The organism is Puniceicoccus vermicola (genome assembly GCF_014230055.1).
Classification (GTDB): domain Bacteria; phylum Verrucomicrobiota; class Verrucomicrobiia; order Opitutales; family Puniceicoccaceae; genus Puniceicoccus; species Puniceicoccus vermicola.
This window is the reverse complement of sequence record NZ_JACHVA010000140.1, coordinates 1-23290: the sequence shown is the minus strand read 5'-3', so window position 1 is coordinate 23290 and position 23290 is coordinate 1. Positions and strand designations below refer to the sequence as shown.

General features: G+C 53.4%; 21 protein-coding genes. 6 read left to right on the top strand and 15 right to left on the bottom strand.

The annotated features are described in order from the left end of the window. Window positions 1-5 precede the first annotated feature (5 nt). Window positions 6-167 carry a hypothetical protein gene (locus tag H5P30_RS20870; protein ID WP_185694859.1) on the top strand — a complete coding sequence of 54 codons (162 nt, stop codon included), beginning with the start codon at window positions 6-8 and terminating at the stop codon, window positions 165-167. 290 nt (window positions 168-457) lie between these two features. Here H5P30_RS20870 and H5P30_RS20865 read toward each other — a convergent pair whose 3' ends face one another. Both H5P30_RS20865 and H5P30_RS20860 read right to left on the bottom strand, forming a co-directional pair. Beyond that, on the bottom strand, window positions 458-895 hold the full coding sequence (locus H5P30_RS20865; RefSeq protein WP_185694858.1) for a PIN domain-containing protein: 438 nt from the start codon (window positions 893-895) through the stop codon (window positions 458-460). Then, window positions 892-1137: a type II toxin-antitoxin system Phd/YefM family antitoxin gene (locus H5P30_RS20860; protein WP_185694857.1), complete on the bottom strand. Its 246-nt coding sequence runs from the start codon at window positions 1135-1137 to the stop codon at window positions 892-894. The genes H5P30_RS20865 and H5P30_RS20860 overlap by 4 nt, the downstream gene beginning before the upstream one ends. A gap of 522 nt (window positions 1138-1659) precedes the next feature. Here H5P30_RS20860 and H5P30_RS20855 point away from each other — a divergent pair. Then, window positions 1660-2088 carry a very short patch repair endonuclease gene (locus H5P30_RS20855; RefSeq protein ID WP_185694856.1) on the top strand — a complete coding sequence of 143 codons (429 nt, stop codon included), beginning with the start codon at window positions 1660-1662 and terminating at the stop codon, window positions 2086-2088. On the opposite strand, the gene H5P30_RS20850 is transcribed toward H5P30_RS20855, so the two are convergent. From H5P30_RS20850 to H5P30_RS20795, 12 genes are all read right to left on the bottom strand, one after another. Further along, a complete protein-coding gene (locus H5P30_RS20850) occupies window positions 2071-4491 on the bottom strand; it encodes a DUF2357 domain-containing protein (RefSeq protein ID WP_185694855.1) in 2421 nt (806 codons plus the stop codon). The two genes, H5P30_RS20855 and H5P30_RS20850, sit on opposite strands and share 18 nt — an antisense overlap. Window positions 4492-4500: 9 nt before the next feature. Continuing rightward, complete coding sequence (locus H5P30_RS20845; protein WP_185694854.1) at window positions 4501-5517, bottom strand: McrB family protein; 1017 nt, start codon at window positions 5515-5517, stop codon at window positions 4501-4503. 803 nt (window positions 5518-6320) lie between these two features. Continuing rightward, complete coding sequence (locus tag H5P30_RS20840; RefSeq protein ID WP_185694853.1) at window positions 6321-7661, bottom strand: DNA cytosine methyltransferase; 1341 nt, start codon at window positions 7659-7661, stop codon at window positions 6321-6323. 11 nt (window positions 7662-7672) lie between these two features. Next, window positions 7673-7882, bottom strand: a complete 210-nt coding sequence (locus H5P30_RS20835) for a hypothetical protein (protein WP_185694852.1) — start codon at window positions 7880-7882, stop codon at window positions 7673-7675. A 72-nt stretch (window positions 7883-7954) separates the two neighbouring features. Continuing rightward, window positions 7955-8791 carry an HNH endonuclease gene (locus H5P30_RS20830; protein ID WP_185694851.1) on the bottom strand — a complete coding sequence of 279 codons (837 nt, stop codon included), beginning with the start codon at window positions 8789-8791 and terminating at the stop codon, window positions 7955-7957. Between the two features lie 166 nt (window positions 8792-8957). Beyond that, window positions 8958-10808 carry an ATP-binding protein gene (locus H5P30_RS20825; protein ID WP_185694850.1) on the bottom strand — a complete coding sequence of 617 codons (1851 nt, stop codon included), beginning with the start codon at window positions 10806-10808 and terminating at the stop codon, window positions 8958-8960. Between the two features lie 12 nt (window positions 10809-10820). Continuing rightward, the gene (locus H5P30_RS20820) at window positions 10821-11162 is read right to left on the bottom strand and encodes a hypothetical protein (RefSeq protein WP_185694849.1); all 342 of its coding nucleotides are present in this window, start codon (window positions 11160-11162) and stop codon (window positions 10821-10823) included. A gap of 254 nt (window positions 11163-11416) precedes the next feature. Next, window positions 11417-12262, bottom strand: coding sequence for a hypothetical protein (locus H5P30_RS20815; RefSeq protein ID WP_185694848.1), 846 nt, complete (start codon window positions 12260-12262; stop codon window positions 11417-11419). Window positions 12263-12516: 254 nt separating this feature from the next. Next, window positions 12517-13743, bottom strand: coding sequence for a hypothetical protein (locus tag H5P30_RS20810; protein WP_185694847.1), 1227 nt, complete (start codon window positions 13741-13743; stop codon window positions 12517-12519). 67 nt (window positions 13744-13810) lie between these two features. Beyond that, a complete protein-coding gene (locus H5P30_RS20805) occupies window positions 13811-14944 on the bottom strand; it encodes a Fic family protein (protein ID WP_185694846.1) in 1134 nt (377 codons plus the stop codon). A 174-nt stretch (window positions 14945-15118) separates the two neighbouring features. Further along, complete coding sequence (locus H5P30_RS20800; protein ID WP_185694845.1) at window positions 15119-15430, bottom strand: hypothetical protein; 312 nt, start codon at window positions 15428-15430, stop codon at window positions 15119-15121. A gap of 687 nt (window positions 15431-16117) precedes the next feature. Next, a complete protein-coding gene (locus H5P30_RS20795) occupies window positions 16118-16429 on the bottom strand; it encodes a hypothetical protein (RefSeq protein ID WP_185694844.1) in 312 nt (103 codons plus the stop codon). A gap of 397 nt (window positions 16430-16826) precedes the next feature. On the opposite strand from H5P30_RS20795, the gene H5P30_RS20790 reads away from it, so the two are divergent. The 4 genes from H5P30_RS20790 (at window position 16827) to H5P30_RS22345 (ending at window position 22166) form a co-directional block, all read left to right on the top strand. Beyond that, entirely contained in the window at window positions 16827-18038 is a 1212-nt protein-coding gene (locus tag H5P30_RS20790) for an IS3 family transposase (protein ID WP_185694843.1), read from the top strand. 153 nt (window positions 18039-18191) lie between these two features. Next, window positions 18192-20468, top strand: a complete 2277-nt coding sequence (locus tag H5P30_RS20785) for a glycosyltransferase family 4 protein (RefSeq protein WP_185694842.1) — start codon at window positions 18192-18194, stop codon at window positions 20466-20468. A 24-nt stretch (window positions 20469-20492) separates the two neighbouring features. Beyond that, a complete protein-coding gene (locus tag H5P30_RS20780) occupies window positions 20493-21956 on the top strand; it encodes a glycoside hydrolase family 130 protein (RefSeq protein ID WP_185694841.1) in 1464 nt (487 codons plus the stop codon). Window positions 21957-22031: 75 nt separating this feature from the next. Then, window positions 22032-22166, top strand: a complete 135-nt coding sequence (locus H5P30_RS22345; protein WP_281388113.1) for a hypothetical protein — start codon at window positions 22032-22034, stop codon at window positions 22164-22166. Window positions 22167-22269: 103 nt separating this feature from the next. Here H5P30_RS22345 and H5P30_RS20775 read toward each other — a convergent pair. Next, a partial coding sequence (locus H5P30_RS20775; protein WP_185694840.1) for an IS3 family transposase occupies window positions 22270-23290 on the bottom strand: 1021 nt, incomplete at its 5' end.

Below are 23290 nucleotides of genomic sequence, written 5' to 3'. Positions count from 1 at the left end.
GAACTATGGTCGTTCCTCTCCGGGATATCTTTGGAGCGAAAGCGCCTGTCCTGAGCGAAGTCGAAGTGGCGAAGCAAGTGGTTGATGTCGCTGCGCTCGGTATCGACTACCACATTCAACTTGTAAGGGTTGGCTACAATGAGGCGCAGAGTGGGAACCACGGATGAACTGATTCATACGGATGCCAGACGAAAACGCCGTGGGATATCTTCAGAAGATCCGTTGATGTGGAGAACGGGTTCATCACGGGGGAGAGATGGCGAACGTTAAACTTTAAACGTCCAACTTCGAAGGATCTGGGAGAGGAACGGTGATAGCCGTTTCTACCGAACGAGGATTAGCTACAAAAAGGCACAAGAGTCTCAGAAACCGACGCGCGAAAACGGAAACCCTCCAACGATCTCCCACCGTAGGGGGATCCCTTCAGGGCCCCCTTCAGTTTGGTCCCCATGGATCCTCAGATTCTCGGCACCTTCAAGCCGGCGGCTTTGGCGAGTTTGACTTGGCGAACGTCGAAGCTGAGGAAGCGTTCGCAACCAAGGACGACGGCCATAGCGACGTGGAGGATGTCAAGGCTGCGGGTTCCCAGCTTTTCGGAATGCTGTGCGCTCAGGCGTTCCGTTTCGATCAGGACATTGTCTTGCGCGGGCTCAGCGTTTTTGAAGAGGCCTGCGCTGAGGTCGGACAGAAGGAGGTTGAGTGATTGGTCTCTTTGGGTCGTGGTAATTTCTTTCCTGAAAACGCGGAGGCGCAGGGCATTGCGAATCTCTACCTGGTTGAGCCAGGAAAAGGAAACCGGCTCGCGTTGCTTGTCCATAAACTTTGCCGCTCGCCCGGTATTGGCATCCGGTGCGTAGAGCGAGCAAATGAAACCGCTGTCTGCGTAGTCGCTCACCGCTCGCCGCGCTCTTCGGAGATCAATTCAGTGGCGGTTTCGGGCAGGAGCTTTTCGCCGTAGATCGCTTGCAGTCGTCCTTTGAAGTCCGGGCGGGGGCGACGGTTTCTCCGGGCCTCCACTGGCTTGATGATGGCGACCGGCTGGTTGTGCCGCGTGATTTCCACAGACTCTCCCGTTGCGATGCGGTCCATGAGGGCGCGGGTCTCGTGCTTGAGAATGCGGATGTTGATTGACTTCATTGTGACACAAATTTGTATCACAATAGATGACTTGTCAACGGTCTGAATTCACAGAGCCGAGGCCTTTCAGGTATCCTCGGTATTTACGAAGAGGAACGCCGATAGCTGTTTCTCCCGAACGAGGATTAGCCACAGAAAAGCACAGAAACCACAGAGACCAACCCGAGACAACAGAAACCCTCCAACGATCTCCCACCGTAGGGGGTTCCCTTCAGGGGGCCCCTGGTTTGGGTTCCGACAGTAGGACGGCTCGATCGATTCCCAAGAGTCGTAGCCTATGGCCTCTCAGCTCACAAAAATCTCTTCCGAGGCCACCGGCTTTGTAAACCGGCAACCGGTACTTCCAGAACATCCCCAGAATTGATTGCCAGCATTTGCGCCGCGCCGGGCTTTGCGGAGAACGAGGTCTTTTCAAAAAATGGGAGGAAATCCGGGTCTACGGGAAGGAGCGTGTATTGTTTGAAGAAATTTGGAGAAGATTGGGCGTTTGAAATACTTGGGAAAAAGTCTTTCCTTTGAAAAATGGCTGACATCGTCTCAGAGGCCCAGCGCTCGTATAATATGTCGCGGATTCGTTCAAAGAATACGAAGCCAGAGTTGCTTGTGCGCTCCATACTGCATCGGCTCGGCTATCGTTTCACGGTCGATGGGCCAAAGAACAAGAAACTTCCTGGGAAGCCGGATATCGTTCTGCCAAAATTCAAGACCGTGATCTTCGTGCATGGCTGTTTCTGGCATGGACATGCCGGTTGCAAAAACTTCCGCTATCCGAAGACTCGAACGGATTGGTGGAAGGCTAAGATCGATGGAAATGTTCAGCGGGATCAGCGACAACAAGCTGAACTCGCAGACATGGGATGGAAGGTTGTTGTGCTATGGGAATGCGAGCTCAGAAATGCGGCGAAGCTCTCAGAACTAGAACAGGATCTACCCTTACGAATCAGCGGCTAAATTGAGCTCTGTTTTTTCAATGCTCTTGAGGATGTCGATCCATTGGCAGGTAACGGCCATATACTTGGAGCCGGATTGTTTGCTTCGATAAATATCCGTCAGATCGATTTCCTTGAAATCGGTTGCCTCGGCAAATTCGAAAAGGAGGTAATGGTCCACGGACCTCGGTTCGAGCTGATCGCTCAGGCCCCTCTCCTTAATGTATGTTTTCAGCTGTTCTTTTGAAATGAATCGCGCGGTTTTTACTTTCGCCCGCCAGCAATAGCCGAGTTTGGTTGCGCCCTGCCCACCTCCGCAGGGGATAAACTCCGAACCGACTTCGATGCTCAGATTCAGATTCAGCGTGCGTTTGTGCTCTTCGGAAATCGCTCTGCAATAGGCGAAGCCGTGTTTTTTGAAAATAGGTTCCTGATCCTTTCGAAGCCAGAGAACCACACACGGAGCATTTTTCCTTGCGATATTGTACTTAGAACCAAACTGCTCAACACACTCAGGGGCATCCGAATAAGTTTGATGGTTGGTATCGCTGAGGTAGCGATACTGGCTGAACAGATCCGCCTGATGGTTGAAGACCTCAAGGAAAAACTGTCGTATCGCATCGAGGCAATCGAGGTTTTCCGGTTTCATGACCATGGCTCCGACGCCAGGAGCGATTTCGTGAAATTTCGGCATCTTCTCGGCCGCTTCGGTTTTTGTGCCAGGGTAGAGGACGTAAGAGCCGATGGTGTGGCGCAGGGCATCGTTGTAGGTATGCATTTTCAGGAGGTCGCCCCTTCGGTAGCTGCGCTCTGATTTACTCTCCAGTTTCTCATCAGAGATTTCTTCCTCAGAGATTTCTTTCCTTCCGAAGACGGCGCTGATGTCCTCGGCGCGGTATTTGGCATCCAGATGCAAGTGAGCGACTTTGCCTGCCGCTTCCGCCTGTTTCTCTGACTCAAAGGATGCCGGGAATATCGATATAGTATAGTCGGGACGAAAGGTTCTGGAGTAGGATCCGCTTTGAGTTGCTGAGGACGAACTGCTGAAACTCCGTTCGTATTGAAGGTCCACCTTCAGGGTGGTTCCAGTGCCTATCCAGATGTAGCTACTACGCGAGTAACAGCCTTGTTTTAAATTGATGGTCAGTTGTCCATCTGATTCGGAAATAAAGCGACCAGGGCCGAAATCTTCTCCGTCAGGCGCGAGTCCGGGAATGGATGAAAGGATCTGGTGCAGCTGGATAAAGATCCAATATTCGTAGAGCGTGGCGACATCCCGGGTCGCGCCTTCGTAGCAGTCTCTCTCTCCTTCCCAGTTCAACGAGGTTGCCGCTTGGGTCAAAAGCCAAGCCTGCAGGACTTCACGGTAGCCCTCCCGTTTCTGAAGGGTCTGATTATCCAGAGGTAAACGCTGCATACGTCCAACTTCGTTGAAGAAACGCCGGGACAGTAAGCCGTCGATCTGGTCGAGCATCTCTTTCGCCTCCATGCCCAGAGTGGACGTTTTGTTGTTCTCCGTCCACCTTTGCGCGCAGACGTCGGAACAGATTTGCCTGAATTGGGCCAAGGCAAATTTAATGAAGCGATTCGGAGCGGTGTCATGCGTGTCAGACTTGCGGATATCCATCACTTCTCCCGGCACACGCTTTCCATTGTTTTGTCTCCAGTCCCGAAGCATTCTGCAGGGGTCCCACATGTAGTCGTTGGATCGGGCGGCTGCGGCCGGAACCCATTCGGATTCTTTAATCAGCGTGGAATGAGGATTGCGTCCGATGGCCTCCAGTAGTCGGCTCAGGCGGTCCTGCGTCATGAAGCTTTTGAGAAAGAGAAACTGTTCCAACAGGAGCTTGTGCGCTTCGTTCGGGTCTACGTTGAATCGAAGCCGGGTTGGTGCATCCCAGCTCAAGAGCAGCTGTTGGCAGAAATCCGCGATGTCTTCGGTCAGTCGCCGGTATTCGGAATCAAAGTCAAACTTCCGGGAAACGAATTCGAACTGCAGGTCGAGTGCCTGTATGTCAGTTCCTTCCAACTTGAAATCGGCGAGCCCCAGGTGATTGACGACTTTGAACGAACCGCTCTGCCCCCGTTTTTCTTTCCAGAACCGTGTTCCTTTTAGTGAGCTGCTTAGCTGGAGTGCCATGTCATTCGGAGCTTCCTCAACCGACCATTCGTAACCGTGAGTCTCCAATAGTCGGATACAGGTGATTCCCGCTCGGGTGGATATTTCGATGGGAGCTACGGCAGAATTATTATCCTCAGCTTCTTTCAGTCCTTTCCAAGTCGGAGGAAGTGAATTTCCTGTCGTCTCGCATTTGTCCGGGTCCAGCGAAACTTGCGAAGTCGAAGGCTCAATGACCCACCAGCCAGCCGCACTACCATCAATCCTGCGTAAGGGTATGGCAAGCCGTTGAAAGCCGTTTTCCATGAAACAGAATTACTGAATAAAGCTCACGAATTGCTCGTCTTGGAGGGTGCGAATCATGGATTGAAGCTTGGCCATTGATTTTGGAAAAGGCGTGGATTCGTTGGCATCGAGGTCGGCAGCCGCACTCAACTGGGTCGAAACCTCGCTTTTGTAATCACCGTTTTGGCAATAGTGCGCAAGAGTTACCAGAAGTTTTCCGATTCGGCCTACGCTACCGTGGAGCTTGGGCAGTAGTTTTTGCAGAACCTGATCATCAAGGTCGTTTTGCCAGCCGTTCTCATCCCATCCATCTTTGTCTTCTGCCAAGTGGCGGCAAACCTGCAGGTAAATATTGATTTCCTTGGCGGTGCGGTACGCGAATTCGAAGCGCTCGGCTTTGAGGATTTTGAATAGATTGAGCAAGTGTTCGCTGACCAATGACGCGGGCTCGGCTGGCAGCTTTTCACATTCCATTTTGCGGGCCTGTTTGGCCAGTTGCAGGAACCCTTCCGCGATTCCGGGTTCGGCGGGTTCGACCTCCGGATAGTCTTGCGGATCTTTCAGGAAGGCACCGATCTCGTCGTCCGAGACCGTAAACTCGATGACGTTGGCCCGGTCCAGAACTTTGGGGCTGAACATATAGGTGGTCTCGTCAATATTGACCGTGCCGGTCACGAAGAGGTTTTCCGGGTAGGACAGCTCAGCGGGCACATCCGCTTCTTCCCTTCCTGCCCTCCGCAGATTTCCGGATTCACTATGAAGTTTCAGGATTCCGTCCTTCTGCTCCATGGCCGAAAGAAAATCGGCGAAGTAGCGCTCGACATGGGAGAGATTCATCTCATCGAGAATGAGGAAGTAGGGCACCTCCGGATCGTTTGCGGCCCTAAGTAAAAGATCGAGGATCGGTGTGGACTGGTAGCGAGGCCCTGCATTATCGGAGTTCAGATGATTGACGAACCCCAGCACGCTCCGGTTGTCCGTCCAGTCCGCGCCGACCGCGACGATCTCGAAATTGCTACCGTCGATGTTGTTTAGGTATTTCGCCAATGCGATTGCCAGCTTGGTTTTTCCGGTGCCCGAAGCTCCGGTTAGGATGGCAAAGGGTTTGGCTAGTTGGGATTGGAAAACGGAGTAGCCTGACCCAAAGTCCGGGACCTGAGTAAATGATTTTGCTCTAACGTAATTAGATGAAGATTTTAAGAATTCAGCGTATCTATTAATCGCTGAGCTATACATCTGATTGCCCTTGGAATTTGCCTCTATATATTCTGTCGACTGCTCGATTTTGGGTAGTATCTCATCAAGTTGCTGGGAAGTTTTTACGGAGAACAAATCTATTTCGGCGAGTTTGCTCAATTTTCCCGCGATTGTTCCTGAATAGTGACTGACTGACTTATCACTAAGGGTCCTCATATTTTTAAGCCAATTTTCAAAGCGTTCACGCTGACTGGTGGCCGAAAATAATTTTCCTAGGTTGTTGGGCTTCAAAAGTTCAGGTGTGCCCAATTTTTCAGGGGCATCATTGTCTGTCAAAAAACCTGCGTAGAGCTCCAGCAGGCGGACGGTATTTGGCGTTTGGCTTCCTAAGCTGGTGGCGACTGTATTCGGCTGTAAGGGTTCTAGAATCCTTCCTAGGGTCCTTCGGTATTTTGACTCATCATAGCTCCAGTCTCCTCTGAACTCCTGGTCGATTTGCTCTCCATTCTCATAGATTGCTTCAAGACACTGATTTAGGTCATCGATCAACAATACGAATCGTTTTCGGTTCTTGTTCTCAAACGCTACCGATGCGGTTTCATAACTGAAAAGACTGTCTCCCCTGATCTTCCTCAGGTATGATTCGAAGCTTTTCATAAGCGGTTAACAAAAGATTCTGCGACGGCTTTGATGAGAGGTGCGGGCACGGCGTTTCCAAATTGTTTGTAAGCGTTAACTTTTGATTCATGCGGGATGAATGTTGCTGGAAATCCTTGTAGGTTTGCGCATTCCCGTTCCGTTAGCATTCTAGGCACTTTTTCCGGGTGTTTCGGCTGGGGAATCAAGCATTCTTTACCGTCTTTATAGTATCTAGCGACTAAAGTGGTTGATGGCTTTGTAATATCCTTCGGGTAAGCTGTAAAACCTGCCCCCCGGTCTACATTACGTTGACTTCGTTTGATATGACCAGCCCACATCTTGTCGCTTAGCGTGTAAGGACTGTCCCATGGCACATCTTCCAACGCTAAACTGAGAGGAAGCGGTTCACCCTTTAGCTCCGGCATTGACCAATTTTTTGGAGTCTTTTGAAACGCAACGATTATACATCTTATTCTATTCTGAGGAACGAGGGTGTTTGCATTGTATACTGAGTAGTGGAAGTCATATCCAAGGTCGTTCTCGATGGTCTCTTTAATGACGTGGAAAGTGTTGCCACCGTCGTGTCTTAGCAGGTTGCCCACATTCTCAAGTAATAAAACCTTAGGCTGGTGGATTTTAGCTAGCTTGATTACGTCAAAGAATAGCTGTCCCTGAGTTTCGCACTTAAAACCATGATTTTGCCCCAATGATTCTCTGGCCGACACACCGGCTTTGCTAAACGGTTGGCATGGGAACCCACCGGCGATGATATCGATGTATCCTGGTTTAAATAGTTGATGGTTGCTGACTTTGGTAATATCCCCAAATGGAACTTCGCCGTAGTTATGGAAATAGGTTTCCTTTGCATGGCGGTCCCACTCGGAAGAAAAGACGCATTTGCCGCAAAGCTCCTCCAGGGCGATGCGGAAGCCACCGATGCCTGCGAACAGGTCAATGAAGGTGAATTTCGGCTTCATCACCGGCTGGAAGGGCAGCGATGAAAAGTTAATGTGGACGGGTTTTGGGGTTCTACTTGGCTTGGCCGTTCCCTTAGCGGGGTTGTCTTTTTCCAGCTGGGCATAGACGCGTAGGGAGTGGAGCCATTTCTCCGCATAGCTCATGTCGAGTAGTATGGGAGTCTCTTTCGGGTTCTGGAGCCAGTGGGAAACGATCGCCGGAAGTTCTTCCTGGACGTGGGGTGGGAAATCGGAAGAGGCCTCGGAAGCGAGGATGACCTGCAGTGCCCGTTTGTGGTCGACTACGAGGGCGTTCGCTTTGGGGGCGGTGTAGCGGGCCACACCATTGATCTTCAGGGTTTGGCCCTTCTTTTTGACGGGTTCGATGGAAACTTGCATGGGTCTGAAATTTAGCGGGATTGTGGAACGGGGTAGGTGGCCTGATCTTCGGCGACTAAATTCAAGGAGGGTTGTTTCGATTCCTCGCAGATGCGTTTCGCCTGCTGGACAAACCATTCCTTCATGCTGCTAAAGCCCTGAATACGAACGGCTTCATAGACTTCTTCTTTGAATTCGGGCTCAACGTCGATGATAATTCTTCCGGATTTTCCTTGTGGCATAGAGGTAACGTGACGTAGGTGACGTTACGTTGTCAAGCCTATCCGGAAAATGGCCGAGAGATATCAAAGAATCTACACAATCTCCTCACAGCCATAGAGTTGGATGAGTTCAAATTGGTCTACGTTGTGTATTTTCAGAAAACTTTCTTTTTTCTGGCTTAGATCTGTGAGGATTTGTTGCACCATTCTGGGTTCGGCGTGATGGATCGCTCTGTGCCATAGCGGATTCAGTGCCACCACGTTGTCCACGCAATCGAGGTTTAAATTGAACGCTGCTTGCAACCCGAGAGGGATCAGGTGGTGAGCTTCGAGGTATGGCATCCCCGTCCTTTTTGAAATGAAGGGTGTTGCCATACCAGTAAACTCACAAATGTAGCCCGAATTCAGGATCGCCTGTCTTGATACAGCGGGATCTCTAGGATACCTCTTTCCTGCGAATTCAATTACTCCCTTTGGTTGGCTGTTGTCCGTGGAATCAACGGTCGCCTGAAACCTATCGTCGTGCGGGTCAGTCGTTCCGATTGCCCGCCATTGAGGTTCGGGCATGCACCCAACCAAAAGGGCGCCTGCCCTTTGGAAGACAAACCACACATCGCCTGTTTCAAAATCAAATCCGTCGCCAGCGTTTCGGTAAATTCTTAGTTCATTCCCGTCGTTCTTCGGGTAGTTGATGGTTACTGATGCGGCTCTTTCGCTTCCGTCTTTTTGAACGACCGAAAGCGGTTGCCTTGCTCCTGCTGCCGCGCCCCTCGGGATACTGGAGGCACCAAGTGCTGATAAGACTATATCCGCCTCTCCATCCGCCTCTGTGATCGTAATCTGTCCGTCGGTCCGTTCACGATCAGTGACTATGGAATAAGCCCCCGCGTCGGCGTTGAAGTAACTTTTTTGGAGTCGCCCGAATTTCATATTAGTTGAGATGCTTGTTTACCGGATTTTGACGCAAGTGATCGGTAAGCTCCATTGTAGCTCGGAAAGAGAAGGAGGGTAGTTCCTGCCTGTCGGGCATAGTCTCTTGCCATTCGAAGCCTTGCCGAAGACCTGACTTTGGAGACGATGGATGAGTTGTCGTTGCTCATTGCATCAGTTCCTCGATCTTTGTGAACCATGCTGCGACATGCCCATCCGGATCGATCGCCGAGAGCCTCGCTTGGTTCATTTCTTTGACCGCGGCATTGGCGATGAATGCTTTGACGCCGCCCTCGTTCCATTGAGCGTGCGGGGGAGAAATTGCGTTTAGCTCGGATCTCATCAGATTGGGGACATCGTCGAAGTCCGCATAATTCGTGGTCCTTGCTGTGAGAAACCCTTGGGCCGTTAACGCTGCATTGATGGCATCGATGTGGACATAGTTCTCCATCTCACGCTTGCCTGTTGCTGTTGCGAACACCGGTTCGCCAGCCGCCGCTCGTGCCGTTATTGCATCAATTGCGTCCTTATATTTCGGATCAGCAGGCGGTTGGTTGTCACGATCATAGAGGTGAAATTCCGGTTTGAGCAGGTTGCCAAGCCGGTTACTCCAGAGGACCAGATTTGCACCACCTAGCGGCGCGAAGATCAAGTATCCGTCAATCTCCAGTCTCCGGAGGTCAGGGAGAGCCATTCCATCGGCTCGAAGCGCATCGCACAAATTCAGGAGAAAAGGTATGTCGTGCTTGCCCTCAACACAGACAAAGAGCTTCACCATGGTTTCTGGAAGTACTCCGAGGTCTGACGCGAGCACCTGCCAGTTTTGCTCATTTACCCCTTCAACCATTCGCCCGCCTGCCAAATCTGCCTTCACATACCGGATCTTTGGGAGTTCAACAACGCGGGCCAAAATTGGTGTGTGCGTTGTGAGCATAACCTGACACTGTTCGGCTTGAAGGAGTTCCTCCAACGCGCGGAGTAGGATGCGTTGGTTGTGTGGATGCTGGCTGGTTTCCGGTTCTTCAACCGCGTAAATCGCGCTGGGCGCCTTTCTCTCCTCTATAAGTCTCGCAGCTTTTGCCCGAAAGAAGTTTAGGAGAATCAAGCGTCGAACACCGCTGCCTCGCTTATTGATCGGAATCTCTGAATCTCCAGTAATGCTCGCTTTGAAGAGTTTGTGCCAAGCAGGTTTATCGAATCGTGGCTTAAGCTCGTTGGCCAACGTAGGGTCCATCTCTCTCAGCTTCTTAAGGGTTGCGTCGGCAATCTTCTGAACCTCCGATTGGACGTAGTCGAAGACGGTGTCGAGTTCGGAAGTCTTATCCTTAATGGCCAATTCAACGGCTGCCTTGAGCGGATCTTGCGCCTCGTCGTCGCCGTCCTTGCTGTCACGATCTGATCGAAACAGTGCGAACACGGGAAATAATGGCTCGACCTTTTGCCAGATCGCTTTTGCGTCTTCTTTGTCGAGGGGAACCTCCGTTCTCCTTGTGGTAAGAGGCTGAACAGAGCTTCGAATCGCAGCACGAAGCTCTGAGTTGATTGCCTCGTTCACATCAGTCAAATCAACGCCTAGATCGCCGGCTAGCTGCCGAAGTTGGGTGCGTTTCAGGGCTAGGAGTTCTCGAACTGATTCGTGCTCAGGATGCTCGGCAACTGCATAGATCTGCTTAAGAGCCGGGGTCTTTCCTTTATAGACTTTCTTGATCTCAAGTTCGCCGTCGCTGTTCAATAGGTGCTCCTTTTGGAGAGTCGTCGGGTGGCCTCCATCGAGATCCACATGAACCGGAAGGCGCTTGAACGTGCAAATGATCGAGATTTCGGAATCCTCTCCGCTTGCCTTGTTGCGATCATCGGCGTCGAGTTTCGAGTTGCCGAAAAAGATGTCCAGAGCGTCAAAGATTGAAGATTTACCGGAGTCGTTTCGCCCGACGATCATCGTCATGTCATCGACGGCAATTTTTGTAGGAGCGTGGTATCCTCGGAAATTGGAAATGGTGACACTGGTGAGCTGCATAGATAATTGGAGTTAGATTCTGCCGGAGAAAGCGGCGGCGAGGGTGGAATGGCGGAGGCGGTTGGAGCGGGTGATTTTGCGGTCGAATTCGACATCGAGGTGGTCGATGGTGGTGGTGGTGGTGCGGGCTTCAGATTTGGCGACGATTTGGTATTGTTCGGCGATGTTTTCGTGCCATGCGAGTGCGCTGTTGCAGTCCTCGCTGACTTTGTAGACGGTATTGTCTTGGCAGTCTCCGCACTGAATGGAATCGAGGGAGGCCGGAATCAAGGCCGGATTGTAGGGCTTCTCCCATCTCAAACTGCGATTGCGCTTGAGATTGTTTTGTTTCTCAAGCTGGGGGCTGGTCACCATGGCTTAGTTTAAAAATCTTGGGGAATCGGTAAGGGCTGGATTGCCGTCATTTTGCTCCAAAGTAGAAACTTGTGATCTTATTGTAAAGCTCATCCGGCGGAGGGCATAAGCCAGAGGTCAGAGATCATGGGCCAGAAGCCTTTCGACCATTCGACCGTTCGACAAGTTTACGGCAGGCAAAGATCACGGCTAATAAGGCTCAGTACAAGTCAGAGCACAGAGGACGGAGGTCCAATTTTGAAGAAGGCGAATTCTTAGACACTGGGGACGAGTAGGGCAATGGGGATGAACGCTAGAGCGGCGAAGACAAAGAAACGAACGGCCCGGGTGGTGGTCGATGGGGCGGGGAAGGCAGCTGCGATTGCGCCGACGACTGCGCATGGGACGAGTCTCCAGAGGTAAAATTTGATCTTTTGCGTTCGCTTGTCCGAGAGCAGGGCGGCTGCGACGCGGACGGGGAGCGGGCCTAGATCTCGAGACGCCCAGCCTTCGGGGTCGTGCTCGAGAATGCGGAGCGCGTCGGTAAAAGGCGATTCGGGACCGAAATAGTATTCGAGTTCCTCGTTGGGTGAGTCGGCATCTCCCTCGAAGTATTGGATGTGTCCATCGAGGAAAGCGATGTGTCCGCCGTAGGGACGGTTGAAGCTATGGAAGCGATGCAGGCCTCGCGTCCAGAAGAGTGGCGTCTTGGAGGCTTCTCTATGGAGATCCGGATAGATGGCTACGGAGAACGCGATGGGAAATTCCAGAAGCTCGGGAAATAACTCGATCGTCGTCTGGTTCTCTGCTGGGAGAGGGGCGATGATTCTTGGGGGTGTCCGGTCGATGTGCTCAAGATCCTCGCGGCTTAGAAACAGAAAGGCGTCTTTAAGATCCGCTGCGGCCAGTTCTCTGAGCAGGTCGGGCATCGTCTGGAGGTCTTCCGGCTTGTAGGCGTTTTCATCCGAGGAGTAGCGAATTACGAAAGTGATGGCAATCTGCCGCAGATCTGAAGCGCTGGCAGCTTGTCGGGCGAGACCTCTCGTCGATGCTGCGAGGCATATCGGAATGACCAGAAGAACGGTAGTAAAGAGTAGAAGATTGCCGATCCGGGGGGTCATGTGAGGGGAAGGGGGGGGGGCGAAGGCTCAGAAAGGAGCATTCTTTTTTGGAGCATAGGCTGCGTCGAAAAAGTGTAAAATTGAAATTGGAGCAGGGGGTAGAGGCCCTTCGGCTGGCTCAGGGCAAGCCAGAGAGCAGAGAGAGGACGGAGGTCTGATGTCAGAGGTCAGGAGGCGGAAGCCCTTCGACCATTCGGCCGTTCGACAAGCTCACGGCTAGCAAGGCTCAGGACAGGTCAGAGGGGGGCGACCGTCTAATCCTCCGGATTCGTCAGGCTCCTGCGGGCTTCTTGGATCAACTGCTCGGTGCCGTCGAGAATCGCGGTGAGGCGGGTGCGGGTGTCGGTGCGCCATTGGAGGCTGAGGAGGTTTTCCTCGTCGGCCGAATCGAGTCCCCGCAGAGCGTCCTGGAGGAAGTGGCGGGCTTTCTTGAGGAAGACGAGGACGCTGGGGGCCGTTAGGGGATCGGGGGGCCATTCCTCTCCGTCCAGGCAGCCGTTGAGGGCGCCGGCCAGCTTGCCGGAGGCGAAAAGGGCGCCGTTGGCAATCTCCCACAGGGGGTGTTCGTCGGAAGCGTTCTTCGGAAGGATGTCCTGCTTGCGCAGGGCGAGGGCGAATTCCTTGCACTCGAGCGCGAGGGGATGCTCCGGGGGTTCTTCGTCTTTCCAGGAATCGGCTTGCACCTCCTCGGCGGCTTCCCGCGCGGCGGCGTTCGTTTCCTCGATCCACTCGGCGCGGACGGCTTCTTCTTCCGGAGTCAGCGGGGTGGGGTCGGGTTCTCCCCGCTCTTTCCGGAGTCGTGCCGCTTCTTCTTCGTGAATGCGGTCCCATTCGGAGGGGCCCTCTTTTTCCACCCGGCGGAGGATGCGGTCGTTCAGCAGATCCATCCGGTCGGCCTCCGCGTCGGCTGCGGCTTCCTCGGGAGGGATGACTTCGTCGGTCTCCGAGGGTCCGGAGCTTTCGCTGTCGGCCAAGGCCCCGGCGACGTTCTCGAGAAACTCTTCCATCGCGTCATCCGTCCGCCCGGCCTGCTCGCGGAGATCGTCCTCACTGATTTGCCACAACGGACCCTCGACCCACTCAATTTCATAGCCGATCCCCTCCATGACAACCCGGCACGATTGAGGGGAATACCATTCGAGGTAGAGGCAGTTCGCCCAGCGGTAGGCGGTGCTGCGTTCTTCCTCGCTCATGGCGAGGAACTCCTCGGTGGAAACAAGAAGATCCTTTACCCGATGGGAGGCGGTGATGTCCCCGGCCCGGCCGGTCTGCTCCCGGGGAAAGCCTTCGAGGGAGGCCTCGGTCGCCCGGGGATTACGGAATCGGATGGACGAACCGGCGAGATCCGGGTGGGCGTTTCCCTCAAGGTCGAGGGTGATGGGATTCGGGGAACCTGCCAGATGGAGGACACCGCGAATCCGCCCCTTCACCCGGTTGTCGATTTCCCCTGAGAGAACGTGCTCACGAATCCTCCATGCCATCGATTCGAGTAAGGAGTTTTCGGAGCCGCCGGTCAATCGGGGATGAGGGGGGGATTACTCTTCCGAATCAATCCTCGCGCCGGTAGAGTTTTAGGTAGGCGTCGAAGAGGAAGATGCGGTCTCTTTTAGCTCCGGTCATTTCTACCAGCAAGCCGCACTGGACGAAGCGCTCGATTAGTTTGTAGGCAGTCGGCTGAGAGACGCCAGTCGCGCTGGCGACCATTTTGGCGTTGACCCATACTTGGCCGAATAGGAACTCAAGGAGGATAAGTCCAGACTGAGCCTGTGGTTTCCAAGCAGCGATCTCCTTCTCCCACTGAGATTTGAAACGGAGGATCTCATTAAAGGTTTTCACGCCGTTAGCAGCAGTTTCGGCCAGTCCGTCGAGGAAGAAGACCAGCCACTCCCCGATGACATTCCGTTCCCGCACGCGGGTCAGCCTTTCGTAATATTCTTCGCGATTTCGTTCGAGGTAGTCGGATAGATAGAGGACGGGAGCCTTTAGAATATCTTGTGCGACTAGGTAGAGTGGGACCATGAGGCGCCCGATTCGTCCGTTCCCGTCAAGAAAGGGATGGATGGTCTCGAACTGGTAGTGCATCAACGCGACCCGAAACAAGGGAGGAAGGTGGAGGTCTTCGTTGTGGGCAAAGCTCTCGAGGTCGCCCATCAGGTCGGAGACATCTTCTGCCGGAGGAGGCACGAAGCGAGCGTTGCCTGGGTTGGAACCACCGATCCAATTTTGACTGCGGCGAAATTCTCCGGGCGTTTTGTGTTCTCCACGAACGCCTTCCATGAGAGTAGCGTGAGCCTCGCACAGAAGGCGGTTGGAAAAGGGCAGAGTCTTCAAGCGTTCGATCGCGGTATTCATACCACGAATGTAGTTTTTCACTTCTCGCCAATCGTCTCGGCGTTCTTCTTGAATTTCCTCCTCGGGGAGAATGGCTTCCTCTATTTCGGTATGTGTATCTTCAATGCGGCTGGACTCGGTGGCCTCCTTGATGACATGCATATGGACGAAAAGATCCAAATTTGGAACATATTCGGAAAACATGTCCAGCCGACCGAGTTGGCGATCGGCTCGGCTAAGCGATTCAAGTACCCGGGAGTCGTCAATTGCCCATGGGCGGTTGATTCTCGAAGGATGGAAGCTCTTGAACCCTAGCCGTTTCTGCCAAGTTCCTGAATTATAGTTTTTCATTGGTTTCTCGGGGAGTACAAAAATTTAATTAAGAAGAGGTGTTAATTAAAAAAATGGCAATAAATTTAAATAGTGATCCCTGCTATTTAAATTTTTCATCGCACCTGATCAGGATGTCGATTTCTAGGCTTTATGGTTTCTGTGCCTTCTGTGGTTGGATTCTTGAACCACGGATTACTCAGATGCGCTGTCGGACTCCTCCCCCTGCCGTCGGGCGATGAAGATCATCAGGGTGCTGAAGGCGGAGTTTCCGAAGAGGAAGAGGAGGAATTGGAGTTGGCTGGGAAGATTGTAAACGATGAGGAGCATCATGGGCCAGAAGCAAAGGGAGGTGGCCCAGAGGGGGAGGATGCGGGAACGGAGGTTGGCGAAGGTGAGGGCTTGCCAGAATGTTCGGAGGTGGCCGTGGTGCTTGTAGAGAAGAAACCAGGCGACAATGAAGGGGATGGACAGCAGAGGGGTGAAGACCAGTTGGTCGAAGATCACTTTAACGAGGCGGGTAGTCCAAAGGGGTCGAACGCAGAATATAAAGATCCTGGCTTAATCAAGGCCGGCTTATAAGGCTTCTCCCCGCCCGAGCCGCGATCCCGCTTCAGGTTGTAGAGCTTGCCGAGCAGTTGATCTGTGAGCATTGAAAAATCGAAAAAGGGGGGGGGACTGGTGGTGAGTTCTAATCAGAGCAGTTGTGAGAGGGAAGTAAAAACGAGGGATGAAACTTGAGACCTGAGGGCTGCGGTAGGAGGGTGGAGATCTGAGACCTGACCTGAAAGAGGCGTGATTATCCAGGGCATGGTTTTCCCGTCCGGGTGAGGCGGGTGTCGCCCTTTCAGGGCTCGATTTTTTTTGGGGATTGAGACCCCAGGGCGTTGCCCTGGGCTTGCGGGTTTTGCCCCGGTGGGGCGGGGAGATGAATGGCAGTAATTTAAGGGATTTAGCGAGGAAATCTTGATATTGGGGACTTTTGAAGAGGAACCCCTCCATCCCGCGTCCGCGGGATCCCCCCTGTGACAGGGGAGTAGTCTTTCTGTAAATTTCAGACTCCCCTCTCTACGGGAAGGAGGGGGGCAGAGCCAGCTGGTGGGGTGGTTTCCTTTCCATACAACCTCTTAAACTAGTAGCATTCGCGGAGGAGTTTGGACGTCTCGGGAGGTGTTGCTTCTTTCGGGCTAGCAATCAATGGGCGGTTGCGAGGTAAAGGAGGGATCCGGCTGCGGTTGCGAGGCTCAGGATTGAAATGGCCCAGAGGATCCGCTGTCGGCGGGCGAGGGAGGTGACGGCTTCGAAGAGTTGGTGGTTCTGCTCGGAAAGGATCTCGATGAGTTGGCCTTGCTCGTTGAGGAGCTGAGCCATGTCCGTGACCGCTTCTTCCTTGGAGTCGTTGTTTTTGAGTTTGCGGAGGATGGCTTTGCCCTTCTCCAAAACGTCGGGAGATTTGTCGATGACAAGGCCCCAGGGAACTTTGCTGAGGATGGATACGATGTTCATTTTATTAATGACGGATGGTGAATGACGGATGGTGGAGGGGGATGGTGGATTGGGGAGGGGGAGATGGCGAACTTCGAATCGCCGCAGTCGCGGGACTGACAGCGCTGAATTTCGAACTTTAAACTATTTTGGAACGGTGAAGATCGAATTTTAGTCGCTCACCCTTGGTTTTGTTGGAAGGGGGGGCGGGGAGCCGTTCGTGTTGGAGAGGAACGGCGATAGCCGTTTCTATGGAAGTTCTGGAGGGGAAGGGAGGTGCTGAAGCAACCTCCCCACTGGTGAGCGGGGGAGGGAAGAGATGGCGAACGTCCAACTTTAAACTTTTAACGTTCAACATTGAACTTGGATGTCCCGACCTGAAATAGGTTGTCGGTTTTTGCAAAAGAAAGGAAAACCGATGAAAACAAAAAGTGCGATACGCTACAGCGAAAGCTTCAAGTTGCGAGTGGTCCGGGAATTAGAGGATGGTCGTTTTGAGACGATCACGCAGGCCCGTCGTCACTACGGGATATCCGGAACACGGACGATCCATGGCTGGCTGAAAGAGTTTGGAAAGAAGGGGATGCTGCCCAAGATAGTTCGTGTGGAAACGCCAGAAGAACAGATAGAACTCAAGCGTCTGCGTGAGCGGGTGAAGCAATTGGAGAAGGCGGTGGCCGATCAGTTTATCGCCGGTGAAGTGGAGAAGTCATTCCTGGAGATAGCCTGTGAGCGAGCGGGGTATAAGGACGTGGAGGAGTTTAAAAAAAAAAGCCGGTGGGAATCGGCCCGAAGGAGCGTCGAACGCAACGAAGGGGTCCGGGGTATCGTGAGCCGTTGTTGCCGCTATCTGGGGATGAGTCGCCAGAATTATTACAAGAGACGTAGGGAGCGCCGGGGCAAGGAGATGGAGGCCGAGGCCGTGGTGGACTGGGTCAATCGTGAACGTGCGGTGCAACCGCAGTTAGGTGGCTTAAAGCTGCACCATCGGATGAAAGAGCAGGAGGTTCCTTTTCAACTCGGCCGCGACCGGTTCTTCGACCTGTTGAGGGAGAAGGACTTACTGGTAAAGCCGGAGCCGAGCACTCCGCGCACAACTCAGTGGAAAGACTATCTTCCCGTATTCCCGAACATCGTGGCTGAACGTCCGGCCGAAGCTCCGGAGGAAGTGTGGCTTTGCGATCTGACATACATCGCAACCGACGAAGGCTTCCAGTATCTGTTCCTGATCAGCGACCAGTTCTCGCGAAAAATCGTTGGCCATTATCTCAGCGATACGATGGAGACCCGGGACGCCCTTGAGGCACTGCGTAAGGCTTGTCGCGGCCTCACCCCGGGCAAGAAACCGCGGCACCACTCCGATCGAGGATGCCAATATTGCAGCCATATCTACGTCAACGAACTGCGCAGCCGCGGTATCTCGGTGAGTATGACCGAAGTGAATCATTGCTACGAAAACTCACAGGCCGAACGGCTCAACGGCATACTTAAGCAGGAATACGGACTGCTTCAATACGATCCGTCCACACCGTGCTCTGGAAATGAACTACCCGGAGCGAGTCCATCGCCGCGCCGCCCCCATGGGGGCGAATGTCTCCCTCAATTAATCCTCTTACAACGCAAACAATAACCAAAACTATACTGACAACTTTAAATCAGGATTGGACATGAACCGGCAACTGAAACCTGTCCCAACGCTGGTGTTCACCGTTTTTATTCTGGTTGCTTGTTCTTGGACTCGGCAGTAGCTTCATTTCATGCAGTTTGTTGTTAAGGAGTCTATTTGAGCGCCCTGGAGTATCCGAAGGGCATTGCGTTTCTCGGAAATTTCGTGCCGCGGTTGTGCGGTATCTCTACCTTTACTCGCGATCTCTATGAGAGTATCCATGCCGAGGCCCCAGGGGCGGATTGTTACGTGGCTGCGGTTACGGATACGCCGGAGGGATATGACTATCCGGAGGCGGTGCGTTTGCAGTTTCAGGAGAAGGATTTGCGATCCTACCGTCGGATCGCCGATGTTCTGAATTTTAAGAATGCTGACGTGCTCTGCGTGCAGCATGAGTTCGGTATTTATGGCGGTCCAGCTGGTAGTTATTTGATTATGCTGCTGAAAGAGGTGCGTATGCCTATCGTTACGACGCTCCATACTATCCTCGAAAATCCCACCAAGGAGCAGAGTTCGGTGATGAAATCGCTCACGAGTTTGAGTGATCGTCTGGTCGTCATGAGTCGGAAGGGGAGGGAGATTCTTCACTCGGTCTATGGGGTGGAGGAGTCGAAGATCGACGTCATCCCGCATGGCATCCCGGATGTGGATTTTAAACCCGTTGATTTCTATAAAGACCGGCTCGGCATCAGCGACCGCAAGGTCTTGCTCACTTTCGGATTGATCGGTCCGGGAAAGGGAATCGAGCATGTGATCGAGGCGCTCCCGGCGGTCATCAAACGTCATCCGGAAGTGGTGTATGTGATCCTTGGGGCTACCCACCCGAAATTGATCGAGAGAGATGGCGAGCGCTACCGCCTCGGACTGATTGCCCTGGCGGATCGGAACGAGGTGCAGAAGCATGTGATTTTTCACAATCGCTATGTCTCGGCCGAGGAGTTGCAGGAGTTTATCGGTGCGGCCGATATCTATGTGACTCCCTACCTGGATAAGTCACAAATTACTTCCGGAACCTTGGCCTATGCTTTTGGTTCAGGGAAGGTCGTTGTTTCGACGCCCTATTGGCATGCCGAAGAATTGCTGGCTGACGGACAGGGAGCGCTGGTGCCTTTTCACGACTCTGCCGCCATGGCAGCCTCGATCTGTGGTTTGTTGGATGATCCCTTGCACATGCAGTCGATGCAGGAGAAGGCCTACGCAGTCGGGCGAGGCATGATCTGGCCCTCAGTGGGGAGACAGTATTTGGATACATTCGCCCACGCTTGTGCGGATCGGCGGGCCGCCCCACGCACGGCGGTTGCCGGGTGGACGCTCGAAAATCGGCCGCGGCTCCTTCCTAGTCGCCAATTCAAGCACGTCGCCCGCATGAGTGATGGCACTGGTATCTTTCAGCACGCCATCTTTAGTGTCCCCAACTTTCATGAGGGTTACTGTGTGGATGATAATGCACGGGCTTTCATTCTCTGTGTTCTGATGGCCGAAAAAGAAGCAGCGTCGAGCGAGCCGAACGTGGATCGTTTGACCTCGGTCTATCTCGCCTTTCTCGCCGCATCCCTCGATTACGATACGGGACGCTTCCGCAATTTTATGAGTTTTCAGCGCGAGTGGCTGGAGCATGCTGGCAGCGAGGATAGTCACGGTCGCAGCCTCTGGGCTACGGGCGTAGGTGCGGCCCGAGCCGCTAACCAACATCGGCAACGGCTTTCTGCGAGGCTCTTCGAAGCAGGTCTACCGGTGGTTGAATCGTTTACCTCTCCGCGCGCCTGGGCTTTTGCGATGATTGGGGTGGATGAGTTTCTCCAATACGATTCCGGCAATCAGGAGGCTGTTGCGATGGAGCGTGATTTGACCGATCGACTCAAGGTCCTTTGGCGGGCGCATGCGACAGAGAGTTGGCCTTGGTTTGAGAGGAGTCTGACCTATGAGAATGCCCGTATTTGCCAAGCCATGATTTTGAGCGCTCAGCGCAACGATGACGCCGAGGCATTGGATATCGGATTGAAGTCGCTCGCTTGGCTGGCCTCGGTCCAGACCACCCGGGAGGGGTGTTTTCGTCCGATTGGGAGTAACGGATTCTATTCAGAAGAGGGGGTCCGAGCGGATTTCGATCAGCAACCGGTCGAAGCCCAGGCGATGATTGCCGCGTGCCAAGTGGCTTATCGTGCAACGCAGGATACGCGTTGGCTGACTGAGGCGAAGCGTGCCTTTGAATGGTTCCTCGGGCGCAATGATCTGGGCCTGCCTCTCTATGATTTTTCCTCCGGTGGCTGTGGGGATGGGCTTCATTCCGATCGGGTTAATGAGAACCAGGGCGCGGAGTCGACGCTGGCCTTTCACCTCTCCCTCACCGACATGAATGATGCCGAGCTCGAAATGACGCCCGCCGCCACGTGAGGCGTTGTCTCCCGTCTACTCACCATGAATAAAATCTTGCTAAAGCGTCACCCATTCAAGCTGCTTCCCTCGGACAAGCGGGTCATTCTTCGATCGTTCCTTCCCGGGAGGAGCGAGTTGATCAAGGCGATCATCGAGCGAGTCGACATGCTTGATGATGAGGAAGTGGAGTCTCAGTTGGCCGTGGTGCGTCGTGATTTTGGGAAGCGGCATTATCACATCGATGCGCAATTGATGAGGCATTACGAATTGGTTCGTCGTCACATTCGCAATCCCGGCGCACTATCGGACCCGCGCAAATTTTTGATCGGGGCGCTTTTCTCCGGGGAATACGCGCTTGAGTCCGCGGCCCTCTTCAATCCGTCGATGGTCGCGCATCCGAATCAGGACGATGCTCCCGAGGGAGGCCTTCGCTTTATCATGAGTCTGCGGGCGACTGGGGAAGGGCACATCTCCTCGATTGAATTTCGTGCCGGGACGATCGAAGCATCGGGTAAGATCTCACTGGACAAAGTCTCCCGCTACGTCAGTCCACCGGAGGTGATCCCGGATCCCACCTATCATAAACCCAGCTTCATCTTGAAACTGGGGGAAATGGGGCTGCATCACGGCTTTGTCATCGATGCTTTGAAGGAGCTCCCGGAGCACTTTACTTTGGGCGAACTGGAGCGGAATCTGACCGCTATGAGTCGCAAGCCTCACGCGAGGTCCCATCACTTTGACAGGGCTCTCGAGTTCATCAAGTGGTTGGCCGATTCGAACTACGATATCCAATTCTCGGATCAATTGGCGGTCAGCGAACGCATCATCTTTCCGGTCTCATTGAACGAGGCCAAGGGGATTGAGGATGCCCGGTTCGTTCGATTCACGGAAGACGATGGCACGGTCACCTACAACGCGACTTACACCGCCTACAACGGGCATAACATCCTGCCTCAGTTCATTCGGACGAAGGACTTTCTCCATTTCAGCATTCTTACGCTGAACGGAGACGGTGTGCAGAACAAGGGCATGGCTCTCTTCCCCCGGCGTATTAACGGGCGCTATGCCATGCTTTCGAGGCAAGACGATGAGAACCTGCTCATCATGTTTTCCCATAGCCCCCACCATTGGAGTAATCCGCAAGTCATCCTCCGACCGGAACAGCCTTGGGAATGTGTTAAAATCGGCAACTGCGGTTCCCCGATCGAAACCGAAGCCGGCTGGCTCGTGGTCACTCACGGTGTTGGGCCAATGCGCGAATACAGTATCGGTGCCGTCCTCCTCGACCTGGACGATCCGACTCGGGTGATCGGACGCTTGAGCAAGCCACTGCTTTCCGCCGAAGCCGGGGAGCGCGAGGGCTATGTTCCCAATGTCGTATACACCTGCGGTGCGATGCTTCACGGCGAAACTCTGATACTGCCCTACGCCATCAGTGATCGGGCTACGGTGATCGCGACAACACCGTTAGGACCGCTCCTCGCCGCTCTGCAGGCCAAAGCTTAGGGAACCTTTTGCATTCACTCTCCGGTTCAAGGACTTTCCGCGAACCTTCACCGATACCACTAATTCACTTATACCATGGGCGACAAATCTCCAAAATCCAAACAGAAGAGCCAGAACCAAAAGCAGATCCGAAACGACGGGGTGCAGAAAGAAAAACAACGCATCATTGATAGCAAGAAGGTGATCGCGCCCAACCCGAAGAAGAAATAGGCGGAGGGAGGGAGGAAATGGCGAACTTCGAATCGCCGCAGTCGCGGGACTGACAGCGCTGAACTTTGAACTTTGGATTTTCGGGAACGGTGAAGATCGAATTTTAGTCGCTCCCTCTTGGTTTTGTTGGAAGGCGGTTTCGGCGAGGAGCCGTTCGTGTTGTAGAGGAACGGCGATAGCCGTTTCTTCGGGGGTGTTGGAGGGGAAGGGCAGAGATAGCGAACTTCGAACGTCGAACTTCGAACGCTGAACTTTGGAGAATAGCGAACCGGCAACTGAAAGTGTAAACCATCTCCTGAACCTTTTCTGTAAACCATGTCCTGAACCCGGACCACTTTGTAACTGGGGCGGGGCGGCGATGGACTCGCTCCGGGTAGTTCATTTCCAGAGCACGGTGTGGACGGATCGTATTGAAGCACTCGATAGCGTGCTCTACCATCTTTGCTGCCATCGCTTTTGACGGGAGTTTTCTCCCGAGTCCGTATTCCTGCTTAAGTATGCCGTTGAGCCGTTCGGCCTGTGAGTTTTCGTAGCAATGATTCACTTCGGTCATACTCACCGAGATACCGCGGTTGTGCAGTTCGTTGACATACTTATGGCTGCAGTATTGGCATCCTCTATCGGAGTGGTGCCGTGGTTTTTTGCCCGGAGTCAGGCTGCCACAAGCCTTACGCAGCGCCTCAAGGGCGTCCGTTGTCTCCATCGTATCGCTGAGATGATAACCAACGATTTTTCGCGAGAACTGGTCGCTGATCAAAAAAAGATACTGGAAGCCTTCGTCGGTTGCGATGTATGTTAGATCGCAAAGCCACACTTCCTCCGGAGCCTCGGCCGGACGTTCAGCCACGATATTGGGGAATACGGGAAGATACTCTTTCCACTGAGTTGTGCGCGGTGTGCTCGGCTCCGGCTTGACCAGTAAGTCTTTCTCCCTCAACAGGTCAAAGAACCGGTCGCGGCCCAGTTGGAAAGGAACCTCTTGTTCTTTCATCCGATGGTGCAGTTTTAAGCCTCCTAACTGCGGTTGCACCGCACGTTCACGATTGACCCAGTCCACCACGGCCTCGGTCTCCATCTCCTTGCCTCGACGCTCCATACGTCTTTTGTAATAGTTCTGGCGACTC